The organism is Streptomyces cadmiisoli, assembly GCF_003261055.1.
GTDB lineage: Bacteria > Actinomycetota > Actinomycetes > Streptomycetales > Streptomycetaceae > Streptomyces > Streptomyces cadmiisoli.
On the sequence record NZ_CP030073.1, the window covers coordinates 4,725,690 to 4,752,421 of the forward strand.

Below are 26,732 nucleotides of genomic sequence, written 5' to 3' on the forward strand. Positions count from 1 at the left end.
TTTGGCCGTGCATGCCGAAGAGGTTCGTGGTGACTGCGTCCGAGTTTTCTGGTTTGCCCCGTTTCCCGGTTGGTTTCGAGCTGGCCGAAGCCCTGACGGCGGCGGCTCAGCAACTGCACGAGACGATCAGTCCCGCCAACACCCTGGACACCGCGGTCCGGTTGGCCGTGCACCTGCTGCCCGGCGCCGAGCACGCCGCCATCTCCGTCATAGAGCGCGGCGACCTGCGCCGCACCGTCGCCTGGTCCGACGAGGTGGTGCGTGCCGCCGAGAGCCCGCGCGACGACCGGGACGACGCTCACGCGGACGGCTCCCGGCCCCCGTACTGGACCCGGCTGTGGAACGCGCCCGTCGTCCATCTCGCGGACGGTGACGCCGAGGCGGGCGCCGCCGTCCCGGCCGCCTTCGGCCTGCGCTCCGCGCTCGCCCTCAGACTGCGCGCGGACCGGCGCAGCCTGACCGTGCTCACCGCCTACGCCCGCAAGCCGCGGGCCTTCGGCGACGACGCCACCCGGATCGGCCGCCTGTTCACCGCGCACGTCAGCATCGCCCTCGACTCGGCGACCGTGCGCGAGCAGCTGACCCAGGCCATGCACACCCGCGACCTGATCGGCCAGGCCACCGGCATCCTCATGGAACGCCTCGACATCGACGCGGCGGAGGCCTTCGAGAGCCTGGTCAGGGCCTCGCAGCGGGAGAACATCAAGCTGCGCGATCTCGCCCGGCGCCTCGTCGAGGCGCATCCCCCGCGGTGACGACCGGCCGCCCCGGCGCGCCTCGCCGCACCACCCCGAGGCCCTGAACCTCCCTTTTGCGAGGGCGTTTCCGGGATACCCGTACCTTCATGAGACCTGAGACGCCCGAGACGCTGGACAAGGCGATGTCGCGCAGCACCGGCCTCGACACCCTGCTGCGCGACCTGACCGACCGTGCGGTCGAGGCGGTGCCCGGGGTCGCCGCGTGCAGCGTCACCGTCCGCCGTGCGGAACGCCTGCTCACCCTGGCCGGGAGCCGGGGTCTGCCCAGCGGGCTCGACCAGCGCCAGTACGAGAACGGCTCGGGCCCTTGTGTGGAGGCAGCCGACACCGGCGTCGAACAGTACGCGGCCGACCTGGTCACGGAGGACCGCTGGCCGGAGTACCGGTCGTACGCGCTGTCCGTCGGCGTCCGCAGCGTGCTGGCGTTGCCGCTGCGGACGACCGGCGGGCGCAGCGGTGCCGCGCTCAACTTCTACGGCACCGGACCCGGCGCGCTGGGCGGCAGCCGCGACGCCGCCCGGGAGTTCGCCTCGCGCGCGCGGGACGCGATCGACATCGCGCTGCGCATCGAGCACGAGCGCACCTCGGCCGGCGATGTGCGCACCGCGCTGCTCTCCCGCAGCGTCATCGACCAGGCGATCGGCATCCTGATGGCGCAGGAGCGTGTCGACGCCCACGCCGCCCTGGCCCGGCTGCGCCGCGTCTCCCAGAAACGCAACGTCAAACTGCGGGACCTGTGCACCGAACTGGTGGCGGGCGTCGCGCGGGGCGGCGGGTCAGCCGGCCGCCGGCAGTGACTCGCCCCGCACCGCCTGCACGTCCAGTTCCACCTTCAGTGTCGCCCCGACGGCGGCGATGCCCGCCCGCACCACCTGGTTGTAGTGCATGGCGAAGTCCTCGCGCCGCAGCTCCGTCGTGGCCCGGAACGCGGCCCGGGTGCCGCCCCACGGATCGGCGCCGGTGCCGAGCCGGGTGAGGTCGAGGTCCACCGGCCGGACGATGCCGCGCAGCGCGAGTTCGCCGTGCACCGTCCAGCGGTCGGCGCCCGCGGCCGTCAGTCCGGTGGACCGGTAGGTGATGTCCGGGCAGCGCTCCACGTCCAGGAAGTCCGCGGACCGCAGGTGCCGGTCGCGCACGTCGTTGCCGGTGCTGATGGAGGAGGCCCGGATGACCGCCTCCACCCGGGACTTGGTGATGTCGTCCGGGGCGATCTCGATGGTGCCGGCGAAATCCGTGAACCGGCCGTGCACGCTGGAGATCCCCAGGTGCTGGGCGACGGCCGCCACGCTGGAGTGCGCCGGGTCGATGGTCCACGGCCCCGGCGCGGGCAGCTCCGCCCCGTCCTGCCGGCCCAGCGTCACCGTGCCCAGTTCGGCGCGTCCGCTCGCGGTGACGATCGCGCCGGCCGCCGCGGGCCCGTATCCGACCGCGGTCACGACGGCGGTGTACGCCCCCGGCACCAGCGGTGCCGGGTCCCGGACCGCGCCCTCGCCGTCCGCCTCGGCCCGCAGCACCTGGACGCCCCTCGCGTCCATCACCGTGACGACCGCGTGCGACACGGCCCATCCGTCGCGGGTACGGATCCTCGCGGTCAGTCCCATGTCCTTCAAACTCCTTGCCGCAAATGGAACCGGTCCGCGGCGGGGCGCACCTCCGCTCAGAGCGCGCCCCCACCGCGGACCGGGGCTTTTCGGGAACTACTCGCCGGGGTGGCCGAGTGCGATGTCGTGGCCGTCGACGCCGGGGCCGGTGACCGTCAGGGCCGTCGCCACCGGCGGGTAGCCGGTCGCGATGACCGTGTACTCGCCGCCGTCCAGGTCGGTGAAGGCGTAGGCCCCGTCCGTCCCGGTCGTCGCGGTGCCCACGACGTTGCCCGCCGCGTCCACCAGCGTCACCCGCGCGTCGGCCAGCGGCCCGTGCGGGGCCCGTACGACGCCGAGCAGCCGGGCACCCGCGTCCAGGTCGACCTCGACCCGGGTCACGCCCGTGCCGCCCACCTCGACGGGCAGCGCCCGCGGCCGGTACCCGGCGGCGTTCACCGCGACCGTCACCGGCCCCGGCACCAGCTCCGAGAAGCCGAACTCGCCGAATTCGCCGGTGGTCCGGGCGGCCAGCAGATCGCCGCGCACATCGGTGACGACGACCATCGCGTCCTTCACCGGCAGCGCGCTGCCGGCGGCTCGCACCACACCGGTCAGCCCGCTGGTGCCCGAGAGCAGGATGTCGTACGCCAGCGGCTCGCCGTTCACCACGATCGTGGCCGCCTGCGGCTGGAACCCGTCGGCGGCGGCGATCAGGACGTACGAACCGGTGCCCGGCGCGTCCAGCGTGTACGAGCCGTCGGCCTGGGCGACCGACCGGCCCAGCTGGCGGCCCGACAGGGAGATCAGCGTGACCGCCGCCTGCGGGACGGGGGCGCTCTCGGCGTCGCGGACGTGCCCGCGGACCGGGACCCCGATGCCGCCGGTGGTGGCCGGACCGGCCGCGGCCGAGGCCACCGCCGCGAGCCGCTGGGTGCCCTCGGGACCGGCCTGCGGCACGGCGGCGGCGACGGCCGGGACCTTCTCCTCGACCGGCGTGCCGGTCCCGGCCGCGAAGTCCGGGTCTGGCGTGGCGGATTCGGTGGTCTGCGCCAGCGCGGCCTTCGTCTTCAGCGGGACCTCCTTGATGAACAGGGAGCACAGCAGCGCCAGCAGCGCGACGGGCGCGGCGTAGAGGAAGACGTCGGCGATCGCGTGGCCGTAGGCGCTCTCCAGGAGGGTGCGCAGCGGGCCGGGCAGGGCGTCCAGGTCGGGGATGCTGCCGCTGGAGGAGCCCGACTCGGCGAGCGCGGAGGCGTACTTGCGCGGCAGGGCGGCGGCACCGTCCTCGACGTAGTCCGCGATCCGGTGGGTCATCACGGCGCCCAGCGCGGAGACACCCACCGCGCCGCCCAGGGAACGGAAGAAGTTCACCACCGAACTCGCGACGCCCAGGTCGCCCGGCGCCACCTGGTTCTGCGTGGCCAGCACCAGGTTCTGCATCATCATGCCGACGCCGAGGCCCAGCATGGCCATGTAGACGGCGACGTGCCAGTAGGCCGTGTCGTACCGGATCATGCCGAGCAGGCCGAGGCCCGCCGTCACCAGCACACCGCCGGCGAGCAGCCACGCCTTCCAGCGTCCGGTGCGGGTGATGACCTGGCCGGAGACGGTGGACGAGACGAACAGGCCGCCGATCAGCGGGATGGTCAGGATGCCGGACATGGTCGGCGACTCGTCGCGGGCCAGCTGGAAGTACTGGCTGAAGAAGATGGTGCCGGCGAACATCGCGATACCGACGAACAGGGAGGCGAGCGAGGCCAGCGTGATGGTGCGGTTGCGGAACAGCCGCATCGGGATGATCGGCTGGGACGCCTTCGACTCGACCAGTACGAAGACCAGCAGCAGCGCGACCGTGCCGCCGACCATCGCGTACGACTGCCAGGACACCCAGTCGTACTTGTCGCCCGCGAAGGTCACCCAGACCAGCAGCAGGCAGACCGCGGCCGTGATGAACAGCGCGCCCGCCCAGTCGACCTTGACGCGCCGCTTGACCACCGGCAGGTGCAGGGTGCGCTGGAGCACGAACAGGGCTATCACCGCGAACGGCACGCCGACGTAGAAGCACCAGCGCCAGCCCAGCCAGTCGGTGTCGGTGATGACACCGCCGATCAGCGGGCCGCCCACCATCGCGGTCGCGAACGTGGCGCCGAGGTAGCCGTTGTAGCGGCCGCGCTCGCGCGGCGAGATCATCGCCGCGAGGATGATCTGCGCCAGCGAGGACAGACCGCCCATACCGATGCCCTGGACGGCGCGGAAGGTGATCAGGGTCGCCGCGTTCTGCGACAGTCCGGCAGCGGCCGAGCCCAGTACGAAGACCACCAGCGCCAGCTGGATCAGCAGCTTCTTGGAGAAGAGGTCGGCCAGCTTGCCCCACAGCGGGGTGGACGCGGTCATCGCCAGCAGCGACGCGGTCACCACCCAGGTGTAGGCGCTCTGGCCGCCGCCCAGGTCCTGGATGATGTCCGGCAGGGCGTTGGAGACGATCGTCGACGAGAGGATCGCGACGAACATGCCGAGCAGCAGCCCGGTCAGTGCCTCCATGATCTGCCGGTGCGTCATCGGCGCGCCGTCGGCGGAACCGTGCGCGCCTCCTCCGTGCTTGGCGTGGGCCCGCACACCGGCTGGTGTGGTCGTTGCCATGGGCTTCCTTTTCTCTTACGTGTTCGCGGGCGTACGGGTGGTCGCCTCGGGTACGGGAGGCGCTGTCCGGTGGGTGGACCGGCAGTCGCCGAAACTCGTGCGGAGCCGGGACATCAGCCGCGCGAGCTGACCGACCTCCTCGTCGCTCCAGTCCCCGAGCCGCTCGGCCAGCAGGTCGGTGGCGCGCCGGGACAGCTCGTCGAGCCTGGCGCGGCCGACCGGCGTCAGGCGCAGGATGCGCGAGCGCTTGTCCGCCGGGTCGGGGGAGCGCTCGATCCAGCCGCGCTCGGCGGCGTGCGCGACATGGCGGCTGGTGACCGACATGTCCACGGCCAGCAGCTCGCCGAGCCGGCCGATACGCATGTCGCCGTGCCGGTCGAGCAGGGTCAGTACGGCGGCCGAACCGGCCGGGCAGTCCGTCGGCAGGGTCCGGGCCAGCTCACGCTTCACGGCGGCGATGCCGCTGAGCTGGCGGGCCAGCTCCTCGTACTGCCCCTGTCCGGCCATGACGTCTCCCGAGTTTGTTGCTTAGAGCAACCATAGGAACAGTTGGTTGCCGCAGGCAAACTAAAAGGGGTGTACCCGACATAAAAACTTGGCAAAGGCAACTATTGGCGGGTGTAAAGGGCCCGGTGGGGTGGGTGAGGGGTGGTGCGCACACCCCCCGGCCGGGATGACCGGCGGCGGAGGGGCCGAGGCCCACCGGGAACCCGCACTTGGGCAGCCCCGGCATATTCGCTAGGGTCTGGGCGCATGGCCAACACCCAGAACCCGCAGGGCAACCACGACCCCGCAGGCAGCACCCAGATGTTCCGCGCGTTCGTCGACGAGGAGCCCCAGGCCCGGCAGCAGGCCGCCGCCCCGGCGGGTCCGCGCATCGGCCTCATCCTCGGCATCGCGGCCGCCGTCGTGGTGGTCGCCGCGGTCGTCTGGCTGGCGCTGAAGTAGCTCACTTCCACCGGACGTCGACGTCGCGCGTCTCGATGTGCATGCCGAGCGGCACGCGCCAGGCGTCGACGCACACCGTCCAGGTCCCTTCCTTCCGGGCGCCGGCCCCGATCGGCGCCGGAAGCGCCACCTCGGACTCCAGGGTCGCCCAGTCGATCCCGAGCGCGCCGATCACATGCGTCCCGAAGGTCACCGTGCCCGAACGCACCGCGCTCGCGCCGGTGTTGTGAAAGGCGAGGGTGACCTTCTCGCACCAGCGCCGGTCGGTGGGCTCCCGTTCGGGCGCGCCGACACTCAGCACCGCCGGACCCGGGGGTGCCGCCGGAGTGGGGGAGGGCGTCGAGGGCCGCGGACTCCCCGCCGCGGGTCCGGGGCGCGCACCCTCGCCCGAGGGGGCGTCGGCGCCCGGCGCGTCCGCCCGGCCGCCGCTCGCGGCCGCGGAGCCCGCACCGTCCGATCCGTCGCCGCCGTCCGGTCCGGTCGCGCCGTCCGGGTCGCCCGTCGGATCCGAACCGGGCCCTGTCTCCGTCGACGACCGGCCTGAACCCGCGCCCTCGGCGGCGGTTCCGTCCCTGTCCGGTTCGGCCGTTCCGTCGAGCGGGACCAGCCGCACGTCCCCCGTCGGACCCGCCTGAGCGCGCCCGGACGGGCCGCCACCGGCGCCGACCGCGACGTATCCGCCCCCGCCGTCCCCGCCGCCGAATCCGGTGAGGACCGCTCCGAGGCAGACGACGGCCGCCGACGCACCGATCACGGCGCCTCGACGGCCAGATGTCCAGGTCGCTGGAAGCATCGCGCCATAGTGGCTGACGCTCCGTCAAATAGGAAGTGCTCAGTCGGAGATGAGCCCCTCACGGAGCTGGGCCAGGGTCCGGGTGAGGAGCCGGGAGACGTGCATCTGGGAGATGCCGACCTCCTCGCCGATCTGCGACTGGGTCATGTTGGCGAAGAAGCGCAGCATGATGATCCGCCGCTCGCGGGGCGGAAGCTTGGCCAGCAGCGGCTTGAGGGACTCGCGGTACTCCACGCCCTCCAGTGCCGTGTCCTCGTAGCCGAGGCGGTCGGCCAGCGAGCCCTCGCCGCCGTCGTCCTCGGGGGCCGGGGAGTCCAGCGAGGACGCCGTGTACGCGTTGCCGACGGCGAGGCCGTCGACGACGTCCTCCTCCGAGACACCGAGCACGGTGGCGAGTTCGGTGACCGTCGGGGAGCGGTCCAGCTTCTGGGACAGCTCGTCGCTGGCCTTCGTCAGGGCCAGGCGCAGTTCCTGGAGGCGGCGCGGCACGCGCACCGACCAGGACGTGTCCCGGAAGAACCGCTTGATCTCGCCGACCACCGTGGGCATCGCGAACGTCGGGAACTCCACGCCCCGTTCGCAGTCGAACCGGTCGATCGCCTTGATCAGCCCGATCGTGCCGACCTGGACGATGTCCTCCATCGGCTCGTTGCGGGAGCGGAAGCGGGCTGCCGCGTACCGGACGAGGGGGAGGTTGAGCTCGATCAGGGTGTCCCGGACGTAGGCACGCTCCGGGGAGTCCGCGTCGAGGGCGGCGAGCCGCAGGAACAGGGAGCGGGACAGGGTGCGGGTGTCGATGGCCTCCGAGGTTTCCGGAGCCTGCGGGTCCGGTGAGGCCGGGGCGGGCGTGGCCGGGGCCGGCGCGGCCGCGAGGGCCGACACGTCATGGAGAGCGTCGATGGCGTCGAGCACGTCGAGAGCCTCCGGCGCTGCCTCGCCCTTAGTGAGCGTCAGCACCTTCGAGCTGCCCTGGTCTGCGGACATGCCACCCCCTTTGGGTCGCGGGACGGTCGCGGCGGGCGTTCCGGTCGAGGAACGTCAGCCTTCACCTGAATACCGGAGCAGGGGCACCGGCAAACGCACTTCCCGCAGAATGTCACATGTCGGCAACACGCTGTAGAGACATGTCGACACGTGAGATACGGATCCGCCCTGGAAGAAGGGGGTCTGACGGTTCCTCGGCCCGATTTTCGCGCCATCACCGCTGGTGAACGATTCGCTCGTGCCGGTTACGACTCGATCCCGCTTTCGGTTGTGCGCCGGTTCGATCCGGGGCGCTGTGGAGATCGGGTCCGGGGGCTGTGGAGATCGAGTCCGGGGTGGCGCGGAGATGGGGTCCCGGGTGGCGCGGAGATGGGCCACGGAGCGCTGTGGAGGTCGGCCACGGGGTGGCGCGGACGCCGGGTCCGGGGTGGCGCGGAGATGGGGTCCCGGGTGGCGCGGGGACGGGCCACGGAGCGCTGTGGAGGTCGGCCTCGGGGTGGCGCGGAGGTCGGCCTCGGGGTGGCGCGGAGGCCGGGTCCGGGGTGGCGCGGAGATCGGCTCAGGTATGGCGTGGAGGTCGGCTGCGGGAGTGACCCGGGGATCGGGTCCGGGGTGGCGCGAAGGTCGGCTGCGGAGCGATGTGGAGATCCGTTTCCGCACTCACGCGTCGATCCGGTTCGCCGACCGCAGGCGCTGGAAGCTGCGCGCGAGCAGCCGGGAGACGTGCATCTGGGAGACGCCGAGCTCGGCACTGATCTGCGACTGCGTCAGATTGCTGTAGTAGCGCAGCAGCAGGATCCGCTGTTCGCGTTCCGGAAGCTGGACGAGCAGGTGCCGGACCAGGTCGCGGTGCTCGACCCCGTCGAGGGCGGGGTCCTCGTAGCCGAGCCGGTCGAGCAGGCCGGGCAGCCCGTCGCCCTCCTGGGCCGCCTCCAGCGAGGTGGCGTGGTACGACCGTCCGGCCTCGATGCAGGACAGCACCTCGTCCTCCGTGATGCGCAGCCGCTCGGCGATCTCCGCGGTCGTCGGGGAGCGGCCGAAGGCGGTGGTCAGGTCCTCGGTGGCGCTGTTGACCTGGACCCACAGCTCGTGCAGCCGGCGGGGCACGTGGACGGTGCGGACGTTGTCCCGGAAGTACCGCTTGATCTCGCCGACGACCGTCGGCATCGCGAACGTCGGGAACTGCACGCCCCGGTCCGGGTCGAAGCGGTCGATGGCGTTGATGAGCCCGATCGTGCCGACCTGGACGACGTCCTCCATCGGCTCGTTGCGGGAGCGGAAGCGGGCCGCCGCGTAGCGCACGAGGGGGAGGTTGGCCTCGATGAGCGCCCCGCGCACCCGGGTGTGCTCCGTGGTGCCTGGCTCCAGCGTCTTCAGCTCGCCGAACAGGACCTGGGTGAGGGCCCGGGTGTCGGCGCCCCTGCTGCGCGGCGGCGCAGCTTCCTGAGGCGGCGCTTGAGGCGCAGTACTGGCCGACACGGTCAACTCCACCTCATGGTCCGTCAACTCATTCGTCAAAAGCGGTCATAGCATCACAAGACATGTGCACTGTGTGCAAGCACCGCATTACGCCGTGTTGAGGGCAAGTTGGGGCATAAGGCATGGAAAAGCCCTCCGTCGGGCGACGAAGGGCTCCGGAGAGGGCGGGTCTAGTACTCGTAGTCCACGACCACCCAGGTGGCGAACTCGCGCCACAGCGCCACCCCCGCCTGATGCGCCGGGTGCTCCAGATAGCGCCCGAGGGCGTCCCGGTCGTCGACGGCCGAGTTGATCGCGAAGTCCTGGGCGATGGCCCGGTCGCTGATGTTCCAGCCGAGTTCCCAGAAGCGCAGCTCCGGGATCTGGTCGCCGAGCGCCCGGAAGGCCTCGACGCCCCGCTCGACGCGCGGGTCGTCGCGCTCGACGCCCTCGTCGAGCTTGAACAGGACCAGGTGGCGGATCATGAGTCTCCTCCGTTGGCCACCCAGGTCATGAAGTCGCCGATGGCCTTGGCTGCGTCCGATATGCCCTCGAACCCTATCTGGACGTAGTCGGCGGCCTTGGCCGGGTCGGTGATGATCACGTAGAGCGCGAAGACCACGAGCACATAGACGGCGATCTTCTTCGAATTCACCGCCACCGCGGCCTCCCCTGTGCCTGATGTGCCTTGCGGGACCCCTGTTGCCGGCGGTGAGTGTAACTTCACGTCGTATTTGACGACCATCGGCTCGCCGCCCCGGATCATGCCCGGGGAAGCAGTGAGGGCCCCGTCTCTCGACGGGGCCCTCATTCAAGCGGTAGCGGAGGGATTTGAACCCTCGGTGACTTGCGCCACACTCGCTTTCGAGGCGAGCTCCTTCGGCCGCTCGGACACGCTACCGAGGGAGACCTTACAGCACGTTGGGGCGTGCTCAGAAATCGGAATTCAGCGGTCCCGGAAGAAGTCGGTGAGCAGCCGGGCGCACTCCTCGGCGCGCACGCCCTCGATCACTTCGGGCCGGTGATTGAGCCGCCGGTCGCGCACGACGTCCCAGAGCGAGCCGGCCGCGCCCGCCTTCTCGTCCCGCGCGCCGTACACGACGCGGTCGACGCGGGACTGCACGATCGCGCCCGCGCACATGGTGCACGGCTCCAGGGTGACCACCAGGGTGCAGTCGGTCAGCCGCCACCGGCCGAGCGCGGCGGCGGCGCGCCGAATCGCGAGGACCTCGGCGTGCGCCGTCGGATCACCGGTGGCCTCGCGTTCGTTGTGCCCGGTGGCGAGCACGGTCGTGCCGTCCGCGGACAGGACGACCGCGCCCACGGGGACGTCCCCGTGGGCGAGGGCCCGTTCCGCCGCGGTCAGGGCGAGCCCCATCGCGGGCCGCCAGGGATCGCGGACGGGGTCCGGGAGGCCCGCGGTGCCGGGCGGGGTCAGCGGACGGTCTCCAGGACGTCGGAGGCGCCCAGGGCCTCGGCGATCTCGCCCAGGGCGTCGTCCGACAGGGACAGCAGCTCCTTCTCGCCGACGCCCAGGTCGTCGAGGATGGCGGTGTCGCCGACGGGGCCGTGCGGCACGGCCTCGGCGGAGCCGCCTTCCCCGGAGCCCTCGTCGTCGTCGCTCTCGCCGTCCTCGCCGTCCTCGGTGCCGTCGAGGTCCAGGGAGTCCAGGTCGTCGTCGTCGCCGGGCTCCCGGCCGAGCAGTTCGTCGGTGAGCAGGATCTCGCCGTAACTGCTGCGGGCAGCCGCGGCGGCGTCGGAGACGTAGATGCGGGGGTCCTCCTCGCCGTCGATGCGGACGACGCCGAACCAGGCGTCCTCCTGTTCGATCAGCACGAGCACCGTGTCGTCGTCGGGAGAGGCTTCCCGGGCCAGGTCGGCCAGATCCGACAGGGTCTCCACATCGTCGAGCTCTGTGTCGCTCGCATCCCACCCGTCTTCGGTGCGCGCGAGCAGTGCGGCGAAGTACACCGTGACTCTCCCACTGGTCATAGGCGTGCCGGTTGGGGGTCCCCCCGGCGGAGGTTACGGGCGGGCAGAGCTCGGGCTCCGAGTCCCACCCACTCGGAATCGTGGCAGAAACAAGGCGCTCAGGGGACGTCTTCGGCTCCCTGTGTCCGGCAGTTTCGATCGTGTCTCCGCGAACGACTCACCGGCACACTCGTTGCCACCACCTGCGGATCGTACGCGGCTTTCCAGGTCGGTCGCGCACGCCCACCCCCACAACCACCGTGCCGGGGCCGGATCTTCCCGTTGTCCCGACGGACCGCGTCCTACCAGCGGAACGTCCGCATGCGCATCGCGTGTCGCAGCCGCGCGGTCTTGGCGCGCCGGGGCTGAACACGATCGCGAAGCTGTCGCGCTTCGGCGAGTTCGCGCAGGAACTTCGCCCGGCGCCGCCTGCGCTCGGCGTCGGTCTCCGGCGGTGACCCGGGCGGCCGGCCGCCGACGGACTCCCGGTCCGCCGCGGACGCGCTCTCGGTCGGGTCGGGCAGGTCAGGCATAGGAACAGCACCCCCATCCGTCCCTCTCACCTTCCCCCGGACGGGCGGTTTGACGCCAGCGCGTGGCCCAATCCGGGCGCGGCTAGTGTGGGGGCATGCGTCTCCACGTCGTCGACCACCCCCTGGTCGCCCACAAGCTCACCACGCTGCGCGACCAGCGCACCGACTCCGCGACCTTCCGCCGTCTCGCCGACGAGCTGGTCACCCTGCTCGCCTACGAGGCCACGCGCGACGTGCGCACCGAGCAGGTCGACATCGCCACGCCGGTGGCCAGGACCACCGGTGTGAAGCTCTCCCACCCGCGTCCGCTCGTCGTGCCGATCCTGCGGGCCGGCCTCGGCATGCTGGAGGGCATGGTGCGGCTGCTGCCGACCGCCGAGGTGGGCTTCATGGGCATGATCCGCGACGAGGAGACGCTCCAGGCCTCCACGTACGCCACCCGTATGCCGGAGGACCTCTCGGGGCGTCAGGTGTACGTGCTGGATCCGATGCTCGCCACCGGCGGCACGCTGGTCGCCGCCATCCAGGAGCTGATCGAGCGCGGCGCCGACGACGTCACCGCCGTGGTGCTGCTGGCCGCGCCGGAGGGCGTCGAGGTCATGGAGCGCGAGCTGGCGGGCACCCCGGTGACGGTCGTGACGGCGTCGGTCGACGAGCGCCTCAACGAGCACGGCTACATCGTGCCGGGCCTCGGCGACGCGGGCGACCGGATGTACGGCGCGGCCGAGTAGGCCCCGTCCGGGCTGCGAGGCCCTTCCGGTCGGTGCGTACCGGATTCAGCAGTACTTCTTCGACGCGGCGGGCGTCGGCTGCGGCGCGGTCAGTGCGGCCAGCGCCCGGTCGGCGTCCGCCTGCCCGGCGAGCCCCTTGAAGCCGTTGCCGATGATCAGGTCGAGGGCGGGTCCCTTGCGCGCGGCCTCGGTGCGGCGCTCGGCGGCGGACAGCTGCGTGCCGAGCACGGGCAGCGAGCTGTTCAGGGCCGAGGCGGGGCCGAGGAGCAGTCCCGTCCCCTTCACCTTCTTGTCGTACTGCTTGGGCGCGTTGCCCACCTCGCCGATTTTGAAGCCACGTTTCTTCAGCTCGTCGGCGGTCTTCTTGGCCAGACCGCTCCGGGTCGTGGCGTTGAGCACGTTGACGGTGATCGTCCGAGCCGGGGGCAGGGCCTTCGGTGCGCTGGGCGAGGGGCTCGCCTTGGTCGCGCAGCCCGCCCGGGCACCGGTCGCCGACGCCTTGTCGCCGCCGGTGAAGACCTCGATGAGCTGGAGCGTTCCCCAGCCGAGGACGCCGAGCACGGTGACGGACGCGGTCGCGAGGAGTACGAGCCTGCCCCGCCGCCGGGGTGGGCGCATCCGCGGGTACTTGTCCCCCGTGATGCGGTACTGGCCGCCCATGCCGGGTGGAGTCAGCATGCTCATGGGCGCAGCGTAGTGCTCCCGGGCGGCGATGCCTACTAGATGATCATTCGACGCCGCTCAGGAGAACCCGAAAGGGCCAAGCCGTCACCGGCGGGGTGCCTTGTGCGGATGCCCGTGCGGGGTCAGTCCAGTTCCAGGACGCGCGCGTGCAGCACCTGGCGCTGCTGGAGTGCCGCCCGCACCGCGCGGTGGAGACCGTCCTCCAGATAGAGGTCGCCCTGCCACTTCACGACGTGCGCGAAGAGGTCGCCGTAGAAGGTCGAGTCCTCGGCGAGCAGGGTCTCCAGATCGAGCTGCTGCTTGGTCGTCACGAGCTGATCGAGGCGGATCGGGCGCGGCGCGACGTCCGCCCACTGCCGGGTGCTCTCCCGGCCGTGGTCGGGGTACGGCCGGCCGTTTCCGATGCGCTTGAAGATCACACGGAAAGCCTACCGGCCGAGACGTTCCGGGCGCAGCCATGACGTCGGAGTGCGGCGCTGGAAAAGATGCCGTAAAGCAGGGCGAACCGGAAACAGGGGGCCGACATGAGCGACGGGGAGACCATGCCCGCAGCCATCATGCCCGAGGCGCCGGGCAGTGCCCCCGCCCTTCCGGAGGAGGCCCTGAGGATCGCCGCCGGCTACGCCTTCGGCGGGCCGGCCCTCGATCCGGGCGCCCTGCTGCGGGACGGGGCGTGTCTGCCCGACGCGCAGATCCGCGTCCCGCCGGCCATGCTCAACCGGCACGGTCCGGTCGCGGGGGCCACCGGTACCGGCAGGACCAAGACGCTCCAGCTGCTCACCGAGCAGCTCTCGGCGCAGGGCGTGCCCGTGTCCACGATCTGCCCGAGGTCGGCGACGTCGACCGGCCGAAGCTGGTCTTCTTCTTCGACGAGGCCCATCTGCTGTTCTTCGGCGCGTCCCGGGAGTTCCTGGAGGCGATCACCCGGACCGTCCGGCTCATTCGCTCGAAGGGGGTCGGGGTGTTCTTCGTGACGCGGACGCCGAAGGACGTGCCCTCCGACGTCCTCGCCCAGCTCGGCAACCGCGTCCAGCACGCCCTGCGCGCCCCGGAGTCGCTGATGGGCCCGGTGGAGACGGCCGCGCTGGACCGGGCGGTCGCCTCGTCGCCGCTGTACGGGCGGTAGGCGCAGGCGGTCGACCGGGAGTCGGCGTACGAGCGGCTCGCGGCGGAGCGGCGTGCGCCCGCGCGGCCCGAGCCGGAGAAGCCGGCGGGCAGGGCGGCGGGCAAGTCGCGGGCTGAGCGGGCCGAGGAGGAGCGGTCCCTGGCCGAACAGGTCGTCGGCAGCGGCGTGTTCAGGTCGCCGGCCCGCTCGATCGGCACCCGGATCGGGCGCGAGATCACCCGCTCCCTCTTCGGAACGGCCCCGTCGCCGGTGAGCCGGGCGCCATGTGGCGCCCGGCCCTGCGTCACCCGTGCCGCCGCCGTTCCCTGACGTGGCCGGGCTCTTGCTGGGACTTGGCTTCCTTCGCTTCGGGTTTCGCGGCGCTGCGGGCGGCCTCCGCGCGCAGCAGGGCGCGCAGGACCGCATACGGATCTGAGGCCATGGCTGTCGTCTTCCTTGCGTCTGTCTTCCTTGCGTCGTACTGACTGACCTGGGGTGACGGTTCTGTCAGCAGCGCAGGACCACCGAACGCAGGGCCCGTGGGGTGTACGGCGGCCAGGTCGGCGCCGGGCAGGGCCGGACGGGCGTCCCGTGCGGCGGCGGGGCCGCCGGACGGACCGGCCGGCGCGGCACGGCGGGCTGCTTCCCGGCCCGGTGCGGTGGCCGCAGGGCGGTGTCCAGCAGGTCGACCTCGGCGACCTCGCCCGCCACCGGGACCGGCACGGCGACGGCCGCGGCGTGCGCGCCCGGCACGAGCAGGACGAGCAGGAGCACGATCACCCATGGCCGGGCCGTACGGCGCACGGCGCTGCGGGTCCGCGGTGTGGTGCTCACAACTGGTCATCTCCCCTGGGGGCGCACGGAGCGGATCGTCCCGCCCGTGAGATCCGCCCGCTCGGCGTAGGGCCCGGACACCGGTCAGACCTCGCGCGGGATCTGCCGTGCCCGGCCGCGGATGCGGATGGCCGTGATCAGCTCGACGACGCCCACCGCGACCAGCCAGCAGCCGCCGACGACGGTCAGGACGGCCACCGACTCGAACGGGGAGACGATCAGGACGACCCCGGCGAGCGCGGTCACGACGCCGAGCAGGATCTGCCAGCCGCGGGCGGGCACCCCCGGGTCGGAGGCGGCGGCCAGGGTCTGGGTGATCCCGCGGAACAGCCAGCCGATACCGATCCACAGCGCCAGCAGCAGGATCGACTGCATGGCGCCGCGGAAGCAGAACAGGCCGAGCAGGATCGACAGGGCGCCGCTGACGAAGGCCAGCACGCGCAGCGCGGTCGTCTTGTGGGTGCCGAAGGCGGCGACGAGTTGGAGGACGCCGCTGAGCAGGAGGTAGAGGCCGAACAGCACCCCGGCGACCCGCAGGGACGTCTCCGGCCAGGCCAGCACCAGGATGCCGAGGACCAGCGAGACCAGGCCGGTGACGAGGACCGCCTGCCAGGCGGCCCGGGAGATCAGGTGCAGCGGCCCTTCGAAGGGCGGCTCGGGCCCGTCGTACGACGATCTCGGCACGTGCGGGTCACGCGCGGCGTGGACGTGCCGGTCGTCGTACTCCGGGCTCCAGCGGGAACCGGACGGTGGCTCGGTCATGCTCCATGCTGGGAACGCCGGGGTGTGCCCTGCATCCCGGAGCGGGCCAGTCGGCTGACGGTTACTTCTTCGCGGCCTTGGCGGCCTTCGCCGCCGCCTTCAGTTCCTGCTTGTGCGCCCGCACCAGGGCCAGCGACTCGGGGCCGGTGATGTCGGCCACGGAACGGTGGGAGCCGGGCTCGCCGTAGGCGCCCGCGGCCTGCGCCCAGCCCTCGGGGCGCACACCGAGCTGCTTGCCGAGCAGGGCGAGGAAGATCTGCGCCTTCTGCTTGCCGAAGCCGGGCAGCTCCTGGAGCCGCTTCAGCAGCTCCCGGCCGCTGTCGACGCCCTCCCAGACGGCGCTCGGGTCACCGTCGTAGTGCTCGACCAGGTACTGGCACAGCTGCTGGATCCGCTGCGCCATCGACCCCGGGTAGCGGTGCACCGCGGGCTTCTCGGTCAGCAGCGCGGCGAACTCCTCCGGGTCGTACGCGGCGATCCCGTGCGCGTCGAGGTCCCGGGTGCCGAGCCGGTTCGCGATCGTCGACGGTCCCTTGAACGCCCACTCCATCGGGATCTGCTGGTCCAGCAGCATGCCGACCAGCGCGGCGAGCGGTGAGCGTCCGAGCAGCTCATCGGCGTCGGGGTCCTGGGCGAGGTGCAAAGTGACGTCCATGGACCGATGATCCCGCGTACCGCGTCAGGTCGCGCGCCAGTACCCCAGCGCGTGCACACGGTCCTTCGGCACGGCCAGGTCCTTGCGGACGTACGCCGACAGCGTGCGGGTGGTCCGCGTGTCGCAGGCGATCCACACGTACGGGTGCCCGGTGGTCGCGAGGAGTCCGGGCAGCTCCGAGCGCACGGCGTCGACCAGGCCGTGGCGGGGGAGCGAGCGCAGCTCGTGCCGGTCCTTTCCGGCCCGGCACGGCAGTCCGTCCGGTTCGCCCCCGAACCAGATCGTGACCGGGGCCGAACCCAGCGCGTCGACGAGGGAGTTGAGCGCGGGCAGCGAGGCCGGGTCCCCGATCGCGAAGACGTGCGTGGGCTCGGGACGGGGCCGCTGGAATCCCGTGCCCTGCACCGTCGCCCCGATCGTGTCCCCCGGCCTCGCCGCCCGCGCCCAGTCACTGGCGCACCCCGGGTGGAGTGCGAACTCGAGACTGAAGGTGCCGGCCGCCGGATCCGGGTCGACCAGCGTGTACGCCCGCTGGTGCGGCCTGCCCGCGTCGTCGAACCACAGCCGGACCCACATCGTCGGGTGGATCCCGGTGGCGGCGAGCAGCCCGCCGTCGGTCAGGTGCACCCGGCGGTACTCCGGCGTGACGTCCTCGGCGCCGGTGACGGTGAAGACGAAGTCCTTCGCCCGCATCAGCCTCAGGACCGCGCCCTGCCAACCGTGCCCCTGCCCCATGGCGCCCCTTCACCTGTCGCGTACTATTCCGGCACGACTTACTTAGGTGAGCCTAACCTAAAGCACGGAGGGACGACAGGGTGACCATCGAGATCCACCGCGATGCCTGGGGCATACCGCACCTGCGCGCCGCCGACGCCGACGAACTCGCCCGCGCCCAGGGCCGGGTCACCGCCCTCGACCGCGCCTGGCAACTGGAGGTGGAACGCCACCGTGCCCAGGGCACCTCGGCCTCCTTCCTCGGCACGGAGGCCGCGGCCTGGGACGTGTTCGCGCGGCGGGCCCGGCTGGACGACACGGCGAAGCGCTGCTTCGACGCCCTCGACCCCGAGACGTCGCGATGGGTGCGGGCCTACGTCGACGGCGTCAACGACCGCCTGGCGGAAGGCGCCCGCCGCACGCCCGAGTTCGCCGCGACCGGTCTGAACCCCGGCCGCTGGGAGCCCTGGACCCCGCTCGCCGTCTGGCTCGCCACGCACATCCTCTTCGCCGGCTTCCCCGCGAAGCTCTGGCGCGAGAGGGCCGCACGGCACCTCGGGCCCGAGGCCGTCGGCCTGTTCGCCGCCGACGGCCCCGGCACCTCCGGCAGCAACGGCTGGCTGGTCTCGGGCGAACGGACCGTCACCGGACAGTCCGTCATCGCCGGCGACCCGCACCGCTTCATCGAGGACCCCGGCGTCTACCAGCAGATACGGCTCAGCTGCCCGGAGTTCGACGTCGTCGGGATCGCCGTGCCCGGCGTCCCCGGCACCGCCCACTTCGGCCACGCCGGCACGGTCGCCTGGGCCATCACCAACGCCATGGCCGACTACCAGGACCTGTACGAGGAGCGGCTGCGGCGCACCGGCGCCGGCGTGGAGGCGCTCGGCCCGGACGGGAGCTGGACGCGTGCGCTGCGGCACACCGAGTCGGTCGAGGTGGCGGGCGAGGACCGGGTGCCGGTCGAGGTGATCGAGACCGACCGCGGCCCGGTGATCGCCGGCGGGCCCGAGGGACTCGACGACGGCACACCCCTCGCCCTCAGCCTGCGCTACCCGCCCCGCGTCACCGGCGACCTCGGCTTCGGCGCCCTGCTTCCGCTGCTGCGGGCCCGCACGGTCGCCGACGTCGACCGCGCCCTGGACCGCTGGGCCGAGCCGGTCAACGTCGTGCAGGCCGCCGACACCGCCGGCGGGACGCTGCACCGGGTCGCGGGCCGGGTGCCGGTACGCGCCGAGGCCAACGGGATGCGGCCCGTGCCCGCCTGGGAGCCCGGCCACGAGTGGCGCGGCTGGCACGAGCCGCCCCGCGCCGGACTGACCGACGGCGTCGCGGTGATGGCCAATCAGCGCGGTACCGCCACGCCGCTGGGCGTCGAGTTCGCCGCGCCGCACCGCGCCGAGCGCATCACCGCGCTGCTGGGCGAGAGGGAGCGCTGGTCGGCGGCCGACATGCCCGCGATCCACACGGACACCCGCCTCGCCTCCGCCGCCGCGCTCCTGGACCGGCTGGCGGCCCTCGACGACCTGCCGCCCGAGGCCGCCGGCCTGCGCGACCGGCTGCTGCGCTGGGACCGCCGGATGGACGCGGCCGGCACGGACGCCGCCGCCTTCGCCGCGCTGCGCGGCGAGGTGGTCCGCCGTATCGCCGCCCACCCGGCGCTCGCCCCGCTGACCGAGCCGCCCGCCTACCCGGAGGTCCTGCTGCCGTGGCTCGCGCTCGTCCCGCGCGTCGGCTACGCCCTGGAACACCTGCTGACCGCCGAGGAGTTGTACGGCATCGACCGGACCGCGATCGTGCGGGAGGCGCTCCAGGAGGTCGCCGGGCAGCCGCCGCGCACCTGGGGCGACACCCACCGGCTCACCCCGTGGCGGGCGCTGCCGGGCACGGAGTACGACGAACCCGGTCTGTCCGGCGACCACGACTGCGTGCTGTGCACGTCCGCCGTGCCCGGTGTCACCGACCGCGCCGTACGCGGCCCGGCCGCCCGCTACGTGTGGGACCTCGCCCGCCGCGAGGACAGCCTGTGGGTGGTGCCGTTCGGCGCCTGCGGCGTCCCCGGCTCGCCGCACCACCGCGACCAGCTCCCCCTGTGGACCCGGGGAGACCTCGTCCCGGTCGTCACCGACTGGGACCGCCTGACGAAGGAGACCGACGATGTCTGACCCGTACGCCGCCCGCGCCGCCGTCCACGAGGAGACGGTCGACGGCTACGGCACCGTCCGCCTCCTGCCGCTCGACGCGAAGGCCGACGCCGAGGTGGTCCACGTATGGGTGAGTGAGGAACGGGCCGCCTTCTGGGGCATGAACGGCCTCACCCGCGACGAGGTCGCCGACGTCTACGCCCACCTGGACACCCTCGACACCCACCACGCCTTCCTGATGGTGCGGGACTCCGAGCCGGTCGGGCTGTTCCAGACGTACGAGCCCGAGGCGGACCGGGTCAGCGAGTGCTACGAGGTCCGGCCCGGCGACATCGGCGCCCACCTGCTGATCGCGCCCGCCGGACCGGGCGGGGTCCGCCCCGGCTGGACGGCGGCGCTGATGCGCGCCATGACCGCCTACCTGTGGCGCGGCCTCGACCGGCAGCGGGTCGTCGTCGACCCCGACGTGCGCAACGAGAAGGCCGTCGACCGCTTCGTGCGGCAGGGATACGTGCTGGGACCGGAGGTGGTGCTGCCGGAGATCGACCTTCCGGACGTGTACCTGCCCGAGAAGCGGGCGCGACTCGCCTTCCTCAGCCGGCCGGTAGCCTTCCCCGCGTGACCCCAGAAGACCTCGTCGCGCACTACGCCATGGAGCCGATCCCGCGTGAGGGCGGCCTCTTCCGGCAGACCTGGGCCGGGCCCGCACGGCCCGACGGACGCCCCGAGGGCACCGCCATCGTCGCGCTGCTGCACCGGGACGACTACTCCGCCCTGCACCGCCTGCCCACCGACGAGGTCTGGCACTTCTACCTCGGCGACCCGCTGGAGCTGCTGCTCCTCGCGCCCGACGGCACCTCCCGCACCGCGGTGCTCGGACCGGACGTGCTCGGCGGCCAGCACCCCCAGTTCACCGTGCCGGCCGGCACCTGGATGGGCGGGCGGGTCGCCGAGGGCGGCTCGTGGACCTTCTTCGGCTGCACCATGGCACCCGGGTTCACCTTCGAGGGGTACGAGCACGGACGGGCCGCCGAGCTGACGGCCGCCCACCCCGACCGGGCCGACCGGATCGCGGAGCTGTGCCGCCCATGAAGCTGCCGGCGGGACAGGTCGCCCTCGTCACCGGCGCGGGCGGCGGTATCGGCCGGGGCATCGCGCTGCGGTTCGCACGGGCCGGGGCCGCGGTCGCGGTGCACTTCCGTACGGCGCCGGAGCCGGCCCGTGAAGTGGCCGGACTGATCCGGGAGTCGGGCGGCCGGGCCGTCGTCGTCCAGGGCGATCTGACCGACGAGGACGACTGCCGGCGCGTGGTGCGCGAGGCGGCCGAGTGGGGCGGCGGCCTCACGGCCCTGGTCAACAACGCCGGCGTGCAGCCCGTGCGGGAACTCGCCGGGATGACCGCCGAGGAGTGGCGGGCGGTCGTCGACACCAACCTGACCAGCGTCTTCGCCTGCACACAGGCCGCCGCCGAGATCATGCGGGAGCGGGACGGCGGATCCGTGACCCACATCGCCTCCATCGAGGCGAGCGCACCGGCCCCCGCCCACGCCCACTACTGCGCCTCCAAGGCGGCCGTGGTGATGCACGCCCGCTCGGCGGCCCTGGAGTACGGCCCGCTCGGCATCCGCGTCAACACCGTCTCGCCCGGACTGATCGACCGGGAGGGCCTCGCCGACGCCTGGCCCGAGGGTGTCGAGCGCTGGCGACGGGCGGTGCCGCTGGGCCGGCTGGGCCGGCCGGAGGACATCGGCGACGCCTGCGTCTTCCTCGCCTCGCCGATGGCGTCCTGGCTGACCGGTCACGACCTGGTGGTGGACGGCGGGGTGTCCGCACGGCCCACCTGGTGACGGCGCGGTCCGGCGGGTGAACGGACGGCCGCGGCCTGAGCACACCGGAGCCGGCGTCCGTACCTGTCCGGGAGGCACATCCGACGACGGAGATGCGATGGGACTGCGCGAAGGCGGACGACGGGACGGCTGCGACCGGGGAGCGCGCGGGCGGCCGCGGCGACTTCACCGGCTCGCGCTGCTGGGCCCCCTGCTGGTCCTGTTCCTGCTCGGCGGTGCCGGGCCCGCCTCCGCGCACGCCGGACTCGGCGGCACCGACCCCCGGGACGGCACCGTCCTCGACTCCGCCCCCCGGCATCTCACCCTGAACTTCACCGAGTCCGTCGGACTGCTCGACGACTCGGTCCGGGTCATCGGGCCCGACAACCGCCGGGTCCGCACCGGTGAGGCCGAACTCGTGGACGGCGGTTCCGACACGGTCCGGCTGAGCCTGCCGCCCGGCCTGCGGGACGGCACCTACACCGTGGCCTGGCGGGTGGTCTCCGCGGACAGTCACCCCGTCTCGGGCGCCTTCCTCTTCTCGGTCGGCGCGCCCTCCGCGACCACCACCGCCGTCACCGCGCCGACCGAGGACCCGGCCACCACCGGGCTCCACAACATCGCCCGCTATGCGGCCTACGCGGCGCTGGCGCTGCTCGTGGGCGTCCTGGTGTTCACGGCCGCGGTGCTCGGCGGCCCCTCCGAGGCACTGCGCCGGCTGGTCCCGGCGGCCGGTACGGCGCTGCTGGCGTCCACGGCGGTGCTGCTGCTGGTCCGCGGCCCCTACGAGCGCGGCACCGGCCTCGCGGACGTCCTCGACCCCGGCGCCCTGACCGCCACGCTGACCAGCCGGCCGGGCATGGCGCTGCTGGCCCGGCCCGTACTGCTGGCCGGGGTCTTCCTGCTGGTCCGCCGCGCGCCGCGCCCCTGGCGCCGCGGACACGCCGTCCTCGGCGGGGTCCTCGCCGTCGGCCTGGCGCTCACCTGGGCCGCCGCCGAGCACGCCTCCGCGGGTATCCAGGTCCCCCTGGCCATGACCTCCTCGGTGCTGCACCTGCTCGCCATGGCCGTCTGGCTGGGCGGGCTGGCCGCCCTGCTGACCGTGCTGCGCCGCGCCCCGCGGGACCTCACGCTCCCCGCCGTCACCCGTTTCTCCCGGCTCGCCCTCGCGTGCGTGGCCGTCCTGACCGTCACCGGCGCCTACCAGTCCTGGCGCGGCCTCGGCTCCTGGGACGCCCTCACCGGTACGGCGTACGGCCGCCTGCTGCTCGCCAAGCTGGTCGCGGTGACCCTGCTGCTCGCGGCGGCGGCCGTCTCCCGCCGCTGGACATCCGACTGGGCGTCCTCGGCCGGGGTGAACCGGGAGTCGGCGGAGACTGCTTCTGCCGGCGTGGGCGGCGAGTCGGCGGAGGCTGCTTCTGTCGGCGTGGGCGGGTCGGCTGAGGGGGCCTCAGCCGGCGAGCCCCGAGTGGCGGCCGAGGTGGCATCGGGGGTCGCGGTGGCGTCGTCCGCGGGCGGCCCGGGGGCCGTGGCCGGAGTGGTCGAGGGCGCCCCGACCGGCACGAGCGGGGCGACGGCCGAGGGTGAATCGGGGCCTGCGAGCGGTCCGCCGGCCCGTGGCTTTGGGGATGCCGCCGCGCGGTCGGCCGGCGACACCGAGGACCCGGCACTCCCCGCACGCTCCGCACCGCCGGACGGCACCCACCACCGGCGAGCCCTGCGCCGGTCCGTCGGCGTCGAGTTCGCGACGGGCGTCGTCGTCCTGGCGATCACCACGCTGCTCACGGTCACCCTGCCCGGCAGGGCCGACGCGGAGAGCGCCGCCGCGCGATCGGCCCAGGCGTCCGGCACGGCCGACGCGTTCAGCGGCATGGTCCCCTTCGACGTCGGTACGCCGACGGGGCGGGGCAAGGCGCAGATCGAGGTCTCCCCGGGCCGCGTCGGCACCAACCGGATCCAGGTGGTGACGTACGGCCCGGACGACGGTCTGTCCATCGTTCCCGAAGTACGCCTCACCTTCACCCTGCGCGCGCAGGACGTCGGCCCGATCGACGCCGAACTGGAGAACCGGGGCGGCTACTGGGCCACGGACTCGCTCCGGCTGCCGCTGCCGGGCGTCTGGACGATGAAGATCACCGTCCGGACGACGGAGACCGACCAGGTCACGGTGGAGAAGGACATCCGCGTCGGCTAGTTCCGGACCCCGAGCGATGTTTGATTCTGTCGGTTTCCTCCTGTGGTGTTCGGTGTCCCACCCTGCCCGAAGATGACGATCACGTTTCAACAAAGGGTGAGGAGTGGTCTTGACGCATGACAGGACATGCCGCTGTGATTACGCCACCCTCGTGTTCGGACGGGTTGATTTCTGATTGTTTTCGACCAGCTGTCGGGTCGGATCGTCCCCCCAGGAGCCGTCATGCGCAGAACTCCCTCCGGTCTCACCCTCCCTGACCCGAGCCGCCGCACCCTGTTGCGCGGCATCGGCGGCGCCGCCGCTCTAGGCGCCGGAATACCCCTGCTCAGCGCGTGCGGCGGCAGCGGTACGGCGGCCGACCCCAAGACGATCACCCTGGGCTCCAAGGCGTCCGACCCCGTGCCGAAGAAGGCGTTCGCCGACATCTACGCCGCGTTCCGGAAGAAGTCCGGGCTCACGGTCGACGTGAACACCAAGGACTCCAACACCTTCCAGGAGCAGATCAACTCCTACCTCCAGGGCACGCCCGACGACGTGTTCACCTGGTTCGCGGGCTACCGCATGCAGTTCTTCGCGGCCAAGGGCCTCGCCACCCCGATCGACGACGTCTGGGAGACGATCGGCGGGAACTTCCCCGACGCGATGAAGGCGCTCAGCAAGGGCGAGGACGGCAAGTACTACTTCGTACCGCTCTACACGTACCCCTGGGCGGTCTTCTACCGGAAGAGCCTCTTCGCGGAGAAGGGCTACGAAGTCCCCACCACCTGGGACGACTTCCTCGCCCTGTGCGAGCGGATGCAGAAGGACGGCCTGGTCCCGATCGCCTTCGGCGACAAGGACGCCTGGCCCGCCCTCGGCACTTTCGACCAGCTCAACTTCCGCAAGAACGGCTACGAGTTCCATGTCGACCTGATGGCCGGCAAGGCCTCGTGGACCGACGCCAAGGTGCGGGCCGCCTTCGACCTGTGGGCGGAGATCCTCCCGTTCCACCAGGAGGGCGCCATGGGCCGCACCTGGCAGGACGCGGCCCAGACCCTGGTGGCGAAGAAGGCCGGCATGTACCTCCTGGGCACGTTCGTGGCGCAGCAGTTCACCGACCCGGCCGACCTGGACGACCTCGACTTCTTCGCCTTCCCGGAGATCGACCCGGCGCACGGCCAGGAGACCGTCGAGGCGCCCACCGACGGCTTCATGCTCAGCAAGAGCCCCAAGAACAAGGCGGGTTCGGTCGAACTGCTGGAGTATCTGGGCAGCCCGGAGGCCGAGGAGATCTACCTCGAGTCCGACCCCAGTGTGGTGGCCGCCTCCACCAAGGCCGACACCTCCGCGTACACCGCGCTCCAGAAGAAGGCGTACGAGATGATCAGCGGCGCCGGGAACCTCACCCAGTTCATGGACCGCGACAGCCGCCCGGACTTCACCTCCACCGTGATGCAGCCCGCGTTGCAGAAGTTCATCCGCGACCCCAAGGGCATCGACGCGCTGCTCACCTCGATCGAGCGCCAGAAGAAGACGATCTTCGCGTCCTCATGACCACCGACATCACCGAGGAGATCCCGGAGGCGGGCACCGTCCCGCCCCCGGGTGGCGCGCCCGGCCGGCGGAAGGTGCCGTCCGGGCACCGCCGGCTGCTCACCCGCCGCGACCGGCTCACGCTCGGTCTGATGGCGGGCCTGCCCACCGTCCTGCACATCGCCCTGGTCTGGGTGACCGCGCTCGCCTCGATCGCGCTCGCGTTCACCACCTGGGACGGCATCGGCTTCGACGCCATCCGGTGGGTCGGACTGCAGAACTTCCGGGAACTGTTCGAACAGAACCCGCAGTTCTGGCCCGCCGTCCGGCACAACGTCGTCTGGTTCGCCGTGCTGATCGTGATCCCGACCCCGCTCGGCCTCTTCCTGGCCGTGCAACTGGACAAGCGGATCCGGTTCAGCCGCGTCTACCAGACGGCGTTCTTCCTGCCGGTCGTACTGTCCATGGCCGTGATCGGGTTCGTCTGGCAGCTCGTCTACAACCCCGACACGGGCCTGATCAACAGCGTCATCGGGGCCAACGAGCCCGGCAAGTACATCGACTGGATCGGCGACCCCGACCTCAACCTGTGGGCCGTCCTGATCGCCGCGTCCTGGCGCCACACCGGCTACATGATGATCCTCTACCTGGCCGGCCTGAAGAGCGTCGACCCGTCCCTGCGCGAGGCCGCCGCCCTCGACGGCGCCGGCGAGTGGCAGGCGTTCAGGAACGTCATCTTCCCGACCCTGCGCCCCACCAACACCATCGTCCTGGTCGTCACGGTCATCGAGGCGCTGCGCGCCTTCGACCTCGTCTTCGTCTTCAACGGCGGCGCCGAGGGCACCGAACTGCTGTCGATCCTGGTGACCAGCAACATCATCGGTGAGTCGAGCCGGATCGGCTACGGATCGGCCATCGCGGTCGTCCTGCTGCTGATCTCCCTCGTCGTGATCGTTCCTTACCTGGTGAGCACCTTCCGGAAGGAGCGGCGAGCATGAGCACCGCGACCGCACCGGTGAACGCGCCGCGCAGGCGCCCGCCGGTCCGTCCCGCCCGGGTCCTGCTGCACATCGTCCTCGGCAGCATGGCGCTGGCCTGGCTGGCCCCGCTGCTCTGGGCGGTCTACGCGGCCCTGCGCCCGTACGCCGAGACCAGCGAGAAGGGCTATGTGTCCCTGCCGGACACGCTGAGCCCGGACAACTTCACCGACGCGTTCACCCAGTCGGACATGACGCACTACTTCGGCAACACGCTGCTGATCGCGGTCCCGGCCGTGCTGCTGACGCTGTTCCTGTCGTCGATGGTCGCCTTCTACGTCGCCCGCTTCGACTTCCGGGTCAACCTGGCGCTGCTGCTGGTCTTCACGGCGGGCAACCTGCTCCCGCAGCAGGTCCTGATCACCCCGCTGTACCGCCTGTACCTGCTCGTGGACCTGCCGGGCATCACGATGAGCGGGAAGCTGTACGACTCGGCGCTCGGCCTGGTGCTGATCCATGTGGCGTTCCAGTCCGGCTTCTGCGCCTTCGTCCTGAGCAACTACATGCGCTCACTGCCGCACGAGCTGACCGAGGCGGCGCTCGTCGACGGGGCCTCCGTGTGGCGGCTGTACTGGCAGATCACGCTGCCGCTGTGCCGTCCCGCGATGGCCGCCCTGGCCACCCTGCTGTCCATCTGGATCTACAACGACTTCTTCTGGGCCCTCGTGCTGATCTCCACCGGCGAGAACATGCCGATCACCTCGGCGCTGAACAACCTCTCCGGCCAGTACTTCACCGATCCCAACCTGGTCGCCGCCGGCGCCCTGCTCACCGCGATCCCGACGCTGATCGTCTACTTCCTGCTCCAGCGGCAGTTCGTCAGCGGCCTCACACTCGGCGCCAACAAGGGCTGACGCCCGCCCGGA

Annotated in this window: 30 protein-coding genes, 1 tRNA gene and 1 pseudogene; 13 read left to right on the top strand and 19 right to left on the bottom strand. The window is 72.2% G+C overall.

Annotated features, from left to right (window positions below):
* Positions 1–11: 11 nt before the first annotated feature.
* Both DN051_RS20370 and DN051_RS20375 read left to right on the top strand, forming a co-directional pair.
* Positions 12–755, top strand: a complete 744-nt coding sequence (locus tag DN051_RS20370) for an ANTAR domain-containing protein (RefSeq protein WP_053759382.1) — start codon at positions 12–14, stop codon at positions 753–755.
* Positions 756–844: 89 nt separating this feature from the next.
* The gene (locus DN051_RS20375) at positions 845–1,555 is read left to right on the top strand and encodes a GAF and ANTAR domain-containing protein (RefSeq protein WP_053759383.1); all 711 of its coding nucleotides are present in this window, start codon (positions 845–847) and stop codon (positions 1,553–1,555) included.
* On the opposite strand, the gene DN051_RS20380 is transcribed toward DN051_RS20375, so the two are convergent.
* The 3 genes from DN051_RS20380 to DN051_RS20390 form a co-directional block, all read right to left on the bottom strand.
* Positions 1,535–2,359: a YceI family protein gene (locus DN051_RS20380; RefSeq protein WP_112439242.1), complete on the bottom strand. Its 825-nt coding sequence runs from the start codon at positions 2,357–2,359 to the stop codon at positions 1,535–1,537. The two genes, DN051_RS20375 and DN051_RS20380, sit on opposite strands and share 21 nt — an antisense overlap.
* 96 nt (positions 2,360–2,455) lie before the next feature.
* Entirely contained in the window at positions 2,456–4,900 is a 2,445-nt protein-coding gene (locus DN051_RS20385) for an MFS transporter (RefSeq protein WP_053759429.1), read from the bottom strand.
* A gap of 96 nt (positions 4,901–4,996) precedes the next feature.
* A complete protein-coding gene (locus DN051_RS20390) occupies positions 4,997–5,488 on the bottom strand; it encodes a MarR family winged helix-turn-helix transcriptional regulator (RefSeq protein ID WP_053759385.1) in 492 nt (163 codons plus the stop codon).
* Between the two features lie 246 nt (positions 5,489–5,734).
* Between DN051_RS20390 and DN051_RS20395 the strand changes: the two genes are divergently transcribed.
* Positions 5,735–5,929, top strand: a complete 195-nt coding sequence (locus tag DN051_RS20395) for a hypothetical protein (RefSeq protein ID WP_053759386.1) — start codon at positions 5,735–5,737, stop codon at positions 5,927–5,929.
* 1 nt (position 5,930) lies between these two features.
* Here the strand turns inward: DN051_RS20395 and DN051_RS20400 are convergent, their stop codons facing one another.
* The 9 genes from DN051_RS20400 to DN051_RS20440 form a co-directional block, all read right to left on the bottom strand.
* Complete coding sequence (locus tag DN051_RS20400; RefSeq protein WP_053759387.1) at positions 5,931–6,722, bottom strand: hypothetical protein; 792 nt, start codon at positions 6,720–6,722, stop codon at positions 5,931–5,933.
* A 39-nt stretch (positions 6,723–6,761) separates the two neighbouring features.
* Positions 6,762–7,706 (bottom strand): RNA polymerase sigma factor SigF, encoded by a 945-nt coding sequence (locus DN051_RS20405; RefSeq protein ID WP_053759388.1) that lies wholly within the window; start codon positions 7,704–7,706, stop codon positions 6,762–6,764.
* 660 nt (positions 7,707–8,366) lie between these two features.
* The gene (locus DN051_RS20410; RefSeq protein ID WP_112439244.1) at positions 8,367–9,224 is read right to left on the bottom strand and encodes an RNA polymerase sigma factor SigF; all 858 of its coding nucleotides are present in this window, start codon (positions 9,222–9,224) and stop codon (positions 8,367–8,369) included.
* Between the two features lie 131 nt (positions 9,225–9,355).
* Complete coding sequence (locus tag DN051_RS20415) at positions 9,356–9,649, bottom strand: Dabb family protein (protein WP_053759390.1); 294 nt, start codon at positions 9,647–9,649, stop codon at positions 9,356–9,358.
* Positions 9,646–9,825 (bottom strand): hypothetical protein, encoded by a 180-nt coding sequence (locus DN051_RS20420; RefSeq protein ID WP_053759391.1) that lies wholly within the window; start codon positions 9,823–9,825, stop codon positions 9,646–9,648. Before DN051_RS20420 ends, DN051_RS20415 begins: the two co-directional genes overlap by 4 nt.
* 155 nt (positions 9,826–9,980) lie before the next feature.
* Positions 9,981–10,065 (bottom strand) — tRNA-Ser (locus tag DN051_RS20425).
* A gap of 45 nt (positions 10,066–10,110) precedes the next feature.
* Complete coding sequence (gene tadA / locus DN051_RS20430; protein WP_199314626.1) at positions 10,111–10,542, bottom strand: tRNA adenosine(34) deaminase TadA; 432 nt, start codon at positions 10,540–10,542, stop codon at positions 10,111–10,113.
* 56 nt (positions 10,543–10,598) lie between these two features.
* Entirely contained in the window at positions 10,599–11,135 is a 537-nt protein-coding gene (locus DN051_RS20435) for a tRNA adenosine deaminase-associated protein (RefSeq protein WP_112439245.1), read from the bottom strand.
* Positions 11,136–11,437: 302 nt separating this feature from the next.
* Positions 11,438–11,668 (bottom strand): hypothetical protein, encoded by a 231-nt coding sequence (locus DN051_RS20440; protein WP_053759394.1) that lies wholly within the window; start codon positions 11,666–11,668, stop codon positions 11,438–11,440.
* Positions 11,669–11,763: 95 nt separating this feature from the next.
* Here DN051_RS20440 and upp point away from each other — a divergent pair, with 95 nt between their 5' ends.
* Positions 11,764–12,399, top strand: coding sequence for a uracil phosphoribosyltransferase (gene upp, locus DN051_RS20445; protein WP_053759395.1), 636 nt, complete (start codon positions 11,764–11,766; stop codon positions 12,397–12,399).
* Between the two features lie 45 nt (positions 12,400–12,444).
* Here upp and DN051_RS20450 read toward each other — a convergent pair whose 3' ends face one another.
* Complete coding sequence (locus tag DN051_RS20450; RefSeq protein WP_112439246.1) at positions 12,445–13,059, bottom strand: LytR C-terminal domain-containing protein; 615 nt, start codon at positions 13,057–13,059, stop codon at positions 12,445–12,447.
* Positions 13,060–13,205: 146 nt separating this feature from the next.
* Positions 13,206–13,502 (bottom strand): type II toxin-antitoxin system VapB family antitoxin, encoded by a 297-nt coding sequence (locus DN051_RS20455; protein ID WP_053759397.1) that lies wholly within the window; start codon positions 13,500–13,502, stop codon positions 13,206–13,208.
* A 105-nt stretch (positions 13,503–13,607) separates the two neighbouring features.
* Here DN051_RS20455 and DN051_RS20460 point away from each other — a divergent pair.
* A pseudogene (locus tag DN051_RS20460) lies at positions 13,608–14,518 on the top strand (helicase HerA-like domain-containing protein).
* On the opposite strand, the gene DN051_RS45110 reads toward DN051_RS20460, so the two are convergent.
* The 5 genes from DN051_RS45110 to DN051_RS20480 all read right to left on the bottom strand — a co-directional run bounded on the left by DN051_RS45110 (position 14,493) and on the right by DN051_RS20480 (position 17,174).
* Complete coding sequence (locus DN051_RS45110) at positions 14,493–14,630, bottom strand: hypothetical protein (RefSeq protein WP_159054066.1); 138 nt, start codon at positions 14,628–14,630, stop codon at positions 14,493–14,495. The pseudogene DN051_RS20460 and the gene DN051_RS45110 overlap by 26 nt on opposite strands.
* A gap of 65 nt (positions 14,631–14,695) precedes the next feature.
* On the bottom strand, positions 14,696–15,022 hold the full coding sequence (locus DN051_RS20465) for a hypothetical protein (protein ID WP_234388815.1): 327 nt from the start codon (positions 15,020–15,022) through the stop codon (positions 14,696–14,698).
* Positions 15,023–15,106: 84 nt separating this feature from the next.
* The gene (locus tag DN051_RS20470) at positions 15,107–15,784 is read right to left on the bottom strand and encodes an HdeD family acid-resistance protein (RefSeq protein WP_053759399.1); all 678 of its coding nucleotides are present in this window, start codon (positions 15,782–15,784) and stop codon (positions 15,107–15,109) included.
* A 61-nt stretch (positions 15,785–15,845) separates the two neighbouring features.
* On the bottom strand, positions 15,846–16,439 hold the full coding sequence (locus DN051_RS20475) for an HhH-GPD-type base excision DNA repair protein (RefSeq protein ID WP_053759400.1): 594 nt from the start codon (positions 16,437–16,439) through the stop codon (positions 15,846–15,848).
* Between the two features lie 24 nt (positions 16,440–16,463).
* Positions 16,464–17,174, bottom strand: a complete 711-nt coding sequence (locus DN051_RS20480; RefSeq protein WP_112439247.1) for a siderophore-interacting protein — start codon at positions 17,172–17,174, stop codon at positions 16,464–16,466.
* Between the two features lie 80 nt (positions 17,175–17,254).
* Here DN051_RS20480 and DN051_RS20485 point away from each other — a divergent pair, with 80 nt between their 5' ends.
* From DN051_RS20485 to DN051_RS20520, 8 genes are all read left to right on the top strand, one after another.
* Positions 17,255–19,318, top strand: a complete 2,064-nt coding sequence (locus DN051_RS20485) for a penicillin acylase family protein (RefSeq protein WP_112439248.1) — start codon at positions 17,255–17,257, stop codon at positions 19,316–19,318.
* Positions 19,311–19,919, top strand: a complete 609-nt coding sequence (locus tag DN051_RS20490; RefSeq protein ID WP_112439249.1) for a GNAT family N-acetyltransferase — start codon at positions 19,311–19,313, stop codon at positions 19,917–19,919. The genes DN051_RS20485 and DN051_RS20490 overlap by 8 nt, the downstream gene beginning before the upstream one ends.
* A complete protein-coding gene (locus tag DN051_RS20495; RefSeq protein ID WP_112439250.1) occupies positions 19,916–20,389 on the top strand; it encodes a cupin domain-containing protein in 474 nt (157 codons plus the stop codon). Before DN051_RS20490 ends, DN051_RS20495 begins: the two co-directional genes overlap by 4 nt.
* Positions 20,386–21,144 carry an SDR family NAD(P)-dependent oxidoreductase gene (locus DN051_RS20500; RefSeq protein WP_112439251.1) on the top strand — a complete coding sequence of 253 codons (759 nt, stop codon included), beginning with the start codon at positions 20,386–20,388 and terminating at the stop codon, positions 21,142–21,144. Before DN051_RS20495 ends, DN051_RS20500 begins: the two co-directional genes overlap by 4 nt.
* 97 nt (positions 21,145–21,241) lie before the next feature.
* Positions 21,242–23,317: a copper resistance CopC/CopD family protein gene (locus DN051_RS20505; RefSeq protein ID WP_112439252.1), complete on the top strand. Its 2,076-nt coding sequence runs from the start codon at positions 21,242–21,244 to the stop codon at positions 23,315–23,317.
* A gap of 222 nt (positions 23,318–23,539) precedes the next feature.
* Positions 23,540–24,850, top strand: coding sequence for an ABC transporter substrate-binding protein (locus DN051_RS20510; protein ID WP_053759406.1), 1,311 nt, complete (start codon positions 23,540–23,542; stop codon positions 24,848–24,850).
* Entirely contained in the window at positions 24,847–25,827 is a 981-nt protein-coding gene (locus tag DN051_RS20515; protein WP_053759407.1) for a carbohydrate ABC transporter permease, read from the top strand. The genes DN051_RS20510 and DN051_RS20515 overlap by 4 nt, the downstream gene beginning before the upstream one ends.
* A complete protein-coding gene (locus tag DN051_RS20520) occupies positions 25,824–26,720 on the top strand; it encodes a carbohydrate ABC transporter permease (protein ID WP_112439253.1) in 897 nt (298 codons plus the stop codon). The genes DN051_RS20515 and DN051_RS20520 overlap by 4 nt, the downstream gene beginning before the upstream one ends.
* Positions 26,721–26,732: the final 12 nt, after the last annotated feature.

What these genes read in the sequence shown, in the direction of transcription:
- DN051_RS20370 (WP_053759382.1), top strand. Translation starts at nt 12, where the DNA reads ATGCCGAAGAGGTTCGTGGTGACTGCGTCCGAGTTTTCTGGTTTGCCC.
- DN051_RS20375 (WP_053759383.1), top strand. Translation starts at nt 845, where the DNA reads ATGAGACCTGAGACGCCCGAGACGCTGGACAAGGCGATGTCGCGCAGC.
- DN051_RS20380 (WP_112439242.1), bottom strand. Translation starts at nt 2,359, where the DNA reads ATGGGACTGACCGCGAGGATCCGTACCCGCGACGGATGGGCCGTGTCG.
- DN051_RS20385 (WP_053759429.1), bottom strand. Translation starts at nt 4,900, where the DNA reads ATGACGCACCGGCAGATCATGGAGGCACTGACCGGGCTGCTGCTCGGC.
- DN051_RS20390 (WP_053759385.1), bottom strand. Translation starts at nt 5,488, where the DNA reads ATGGCCGGACAGGGGCAGTACGAGGAGCTGGCCCGCCAGCTCAGCGGC.
- DN051_RS20395 (WP_053759386.1), top strand. Translation starts at nt 5,735, where the DNA reads ATGGCCAACACCCAGAACCCGCAGGGCAACCACGACCCCGCAGGCAGC.
- DN051_RS20400 (WP_053759387.1), bottom strand. Translation starts at nt 6,722, where the DNA reads ATGCTTCCAGCGACCTGGACATCTGGCCGTCGAGGCGCCGTGATCGGT.
- DN051_RS20405 (WP_053759388.1), bottom strand. Translation starts at nt 7,706, where the DNA reads ATGTCCGCAGACCAGGGCAGCTCGAAGGTGCTGACGCTCACTAAGGGC.
- DN051_RS20415 (WP_053759390.1), bottom strand. Translation starts at nt 9,649, where the DNA reads ATGATCCGCCACCTGGTCCTGTTCAAGCTCGACGAGGGCGTCGAGCGC.
- tadA (WP_199314626.1), bottom strand. Translation starts at nt 10,542, where the DNA reads ATGGGGCTCGCCCTGACCGCGGCGGAACGGGCCCTCGCCCACGGGGAC.
- DN051_RS20440 (WP_053759394.1), bottom strand. Translation starts at nt 11,668, where the DNA reads ATGCCTGACCTGCCCGACCCGACCGAGAGCGCGTCCGCGGCGGACCGG.
- upp (WP_053759395.1), top strand. Translation starts at nt 11,764, where the DNA reads ATGCGTCTCCACGTCGTCGACCACCCCCTGGTCGCCCACAAGCTCACC.
- DN051_RS20450 (WP_112439246.1), bottom strand. Translation starts at nt 13,059, where the DNA reads ATGGGCGGCCAGTACCGCATCACGGGGGACAAGTACCCGCGGATGCGC.
- DN051_RS45110 (WP_159054066.1), bottom strand. Translation starts at nt 14,630, where the DNA reads ATGGCCTCAGATCCGTATGCGGTCCTGCGCGCCCTGCTGCGCGCGGAG.
- DN051_RS20470 (WP_053759399.1), bottom strand. Translation starts at nt 15,784, where the DNA reads ATGACCGAGCCACCGTCCGGTTCCCGCTGGAGCCCGGAGTACGACGAC.
- DN051_RS20475 (WP_053759400.1), bottom strand. Translation starts at nt 16,439, where the DNA reads ATGGACGTCACTTTGCACCTCGCCCAGGACCCCGACGCCGATGAGCTG.
- DN051_RS20480 (WP_112439247.1), bottom strand. Translation starts at nt 17,174, where the DNA reads ATGGGGCAGGGGCACGGTTGGCAGGGCGCGGTCCTGAGGCTGATGCGG.
- DN051_RS20490 (WP_112439249.1), top strand. Translation starts at nt 19,311, where the DNA reads ATGTCTGACCCGTACGCCGCCCGCGCCGCCGTCCACGAGGAGACGGTC.
- DN051_RS20500 (WP_112439251.1), top strand. Translation starts at nt 20,386, where the DNA reads ATGAAGCTGCCGGCGGGACAGGTCGCCCTCGTCACCGGCGCGGGCGGC.
- DN051_RS20505 (WP_112439252.1), top strand. Translation starts at nt 21,242, where the DNA reads ATGGGACTGCGCGAAGGCGGACGACGGGACGGCTGCGACCGGGGAGCG.
- DN051_RS20510 (WP_053759406.1), top strand. Translation starts at nt 23,540, where the DNA reads ATGCGCAGAACTCCCTCCGGTCTCACCCTCCCTGACCCGAGCCGCCGC.
- DN051_RS20515 (WP_053759407.1), top strand. Translation starts at nt 24,847, where the DNA reads ATGACCACCGACATCACCGAGGAGATCCCGGAGGCGGGCACCGTCCCG.
- DN051_RS20520 (WP_112439253.1), top strand. Translation starts at nt 25,824, where the DNA reads ATGAGCACCGCGACCGCACCGGTGAACGCGCCGCGCAGGCGCCCGCCG.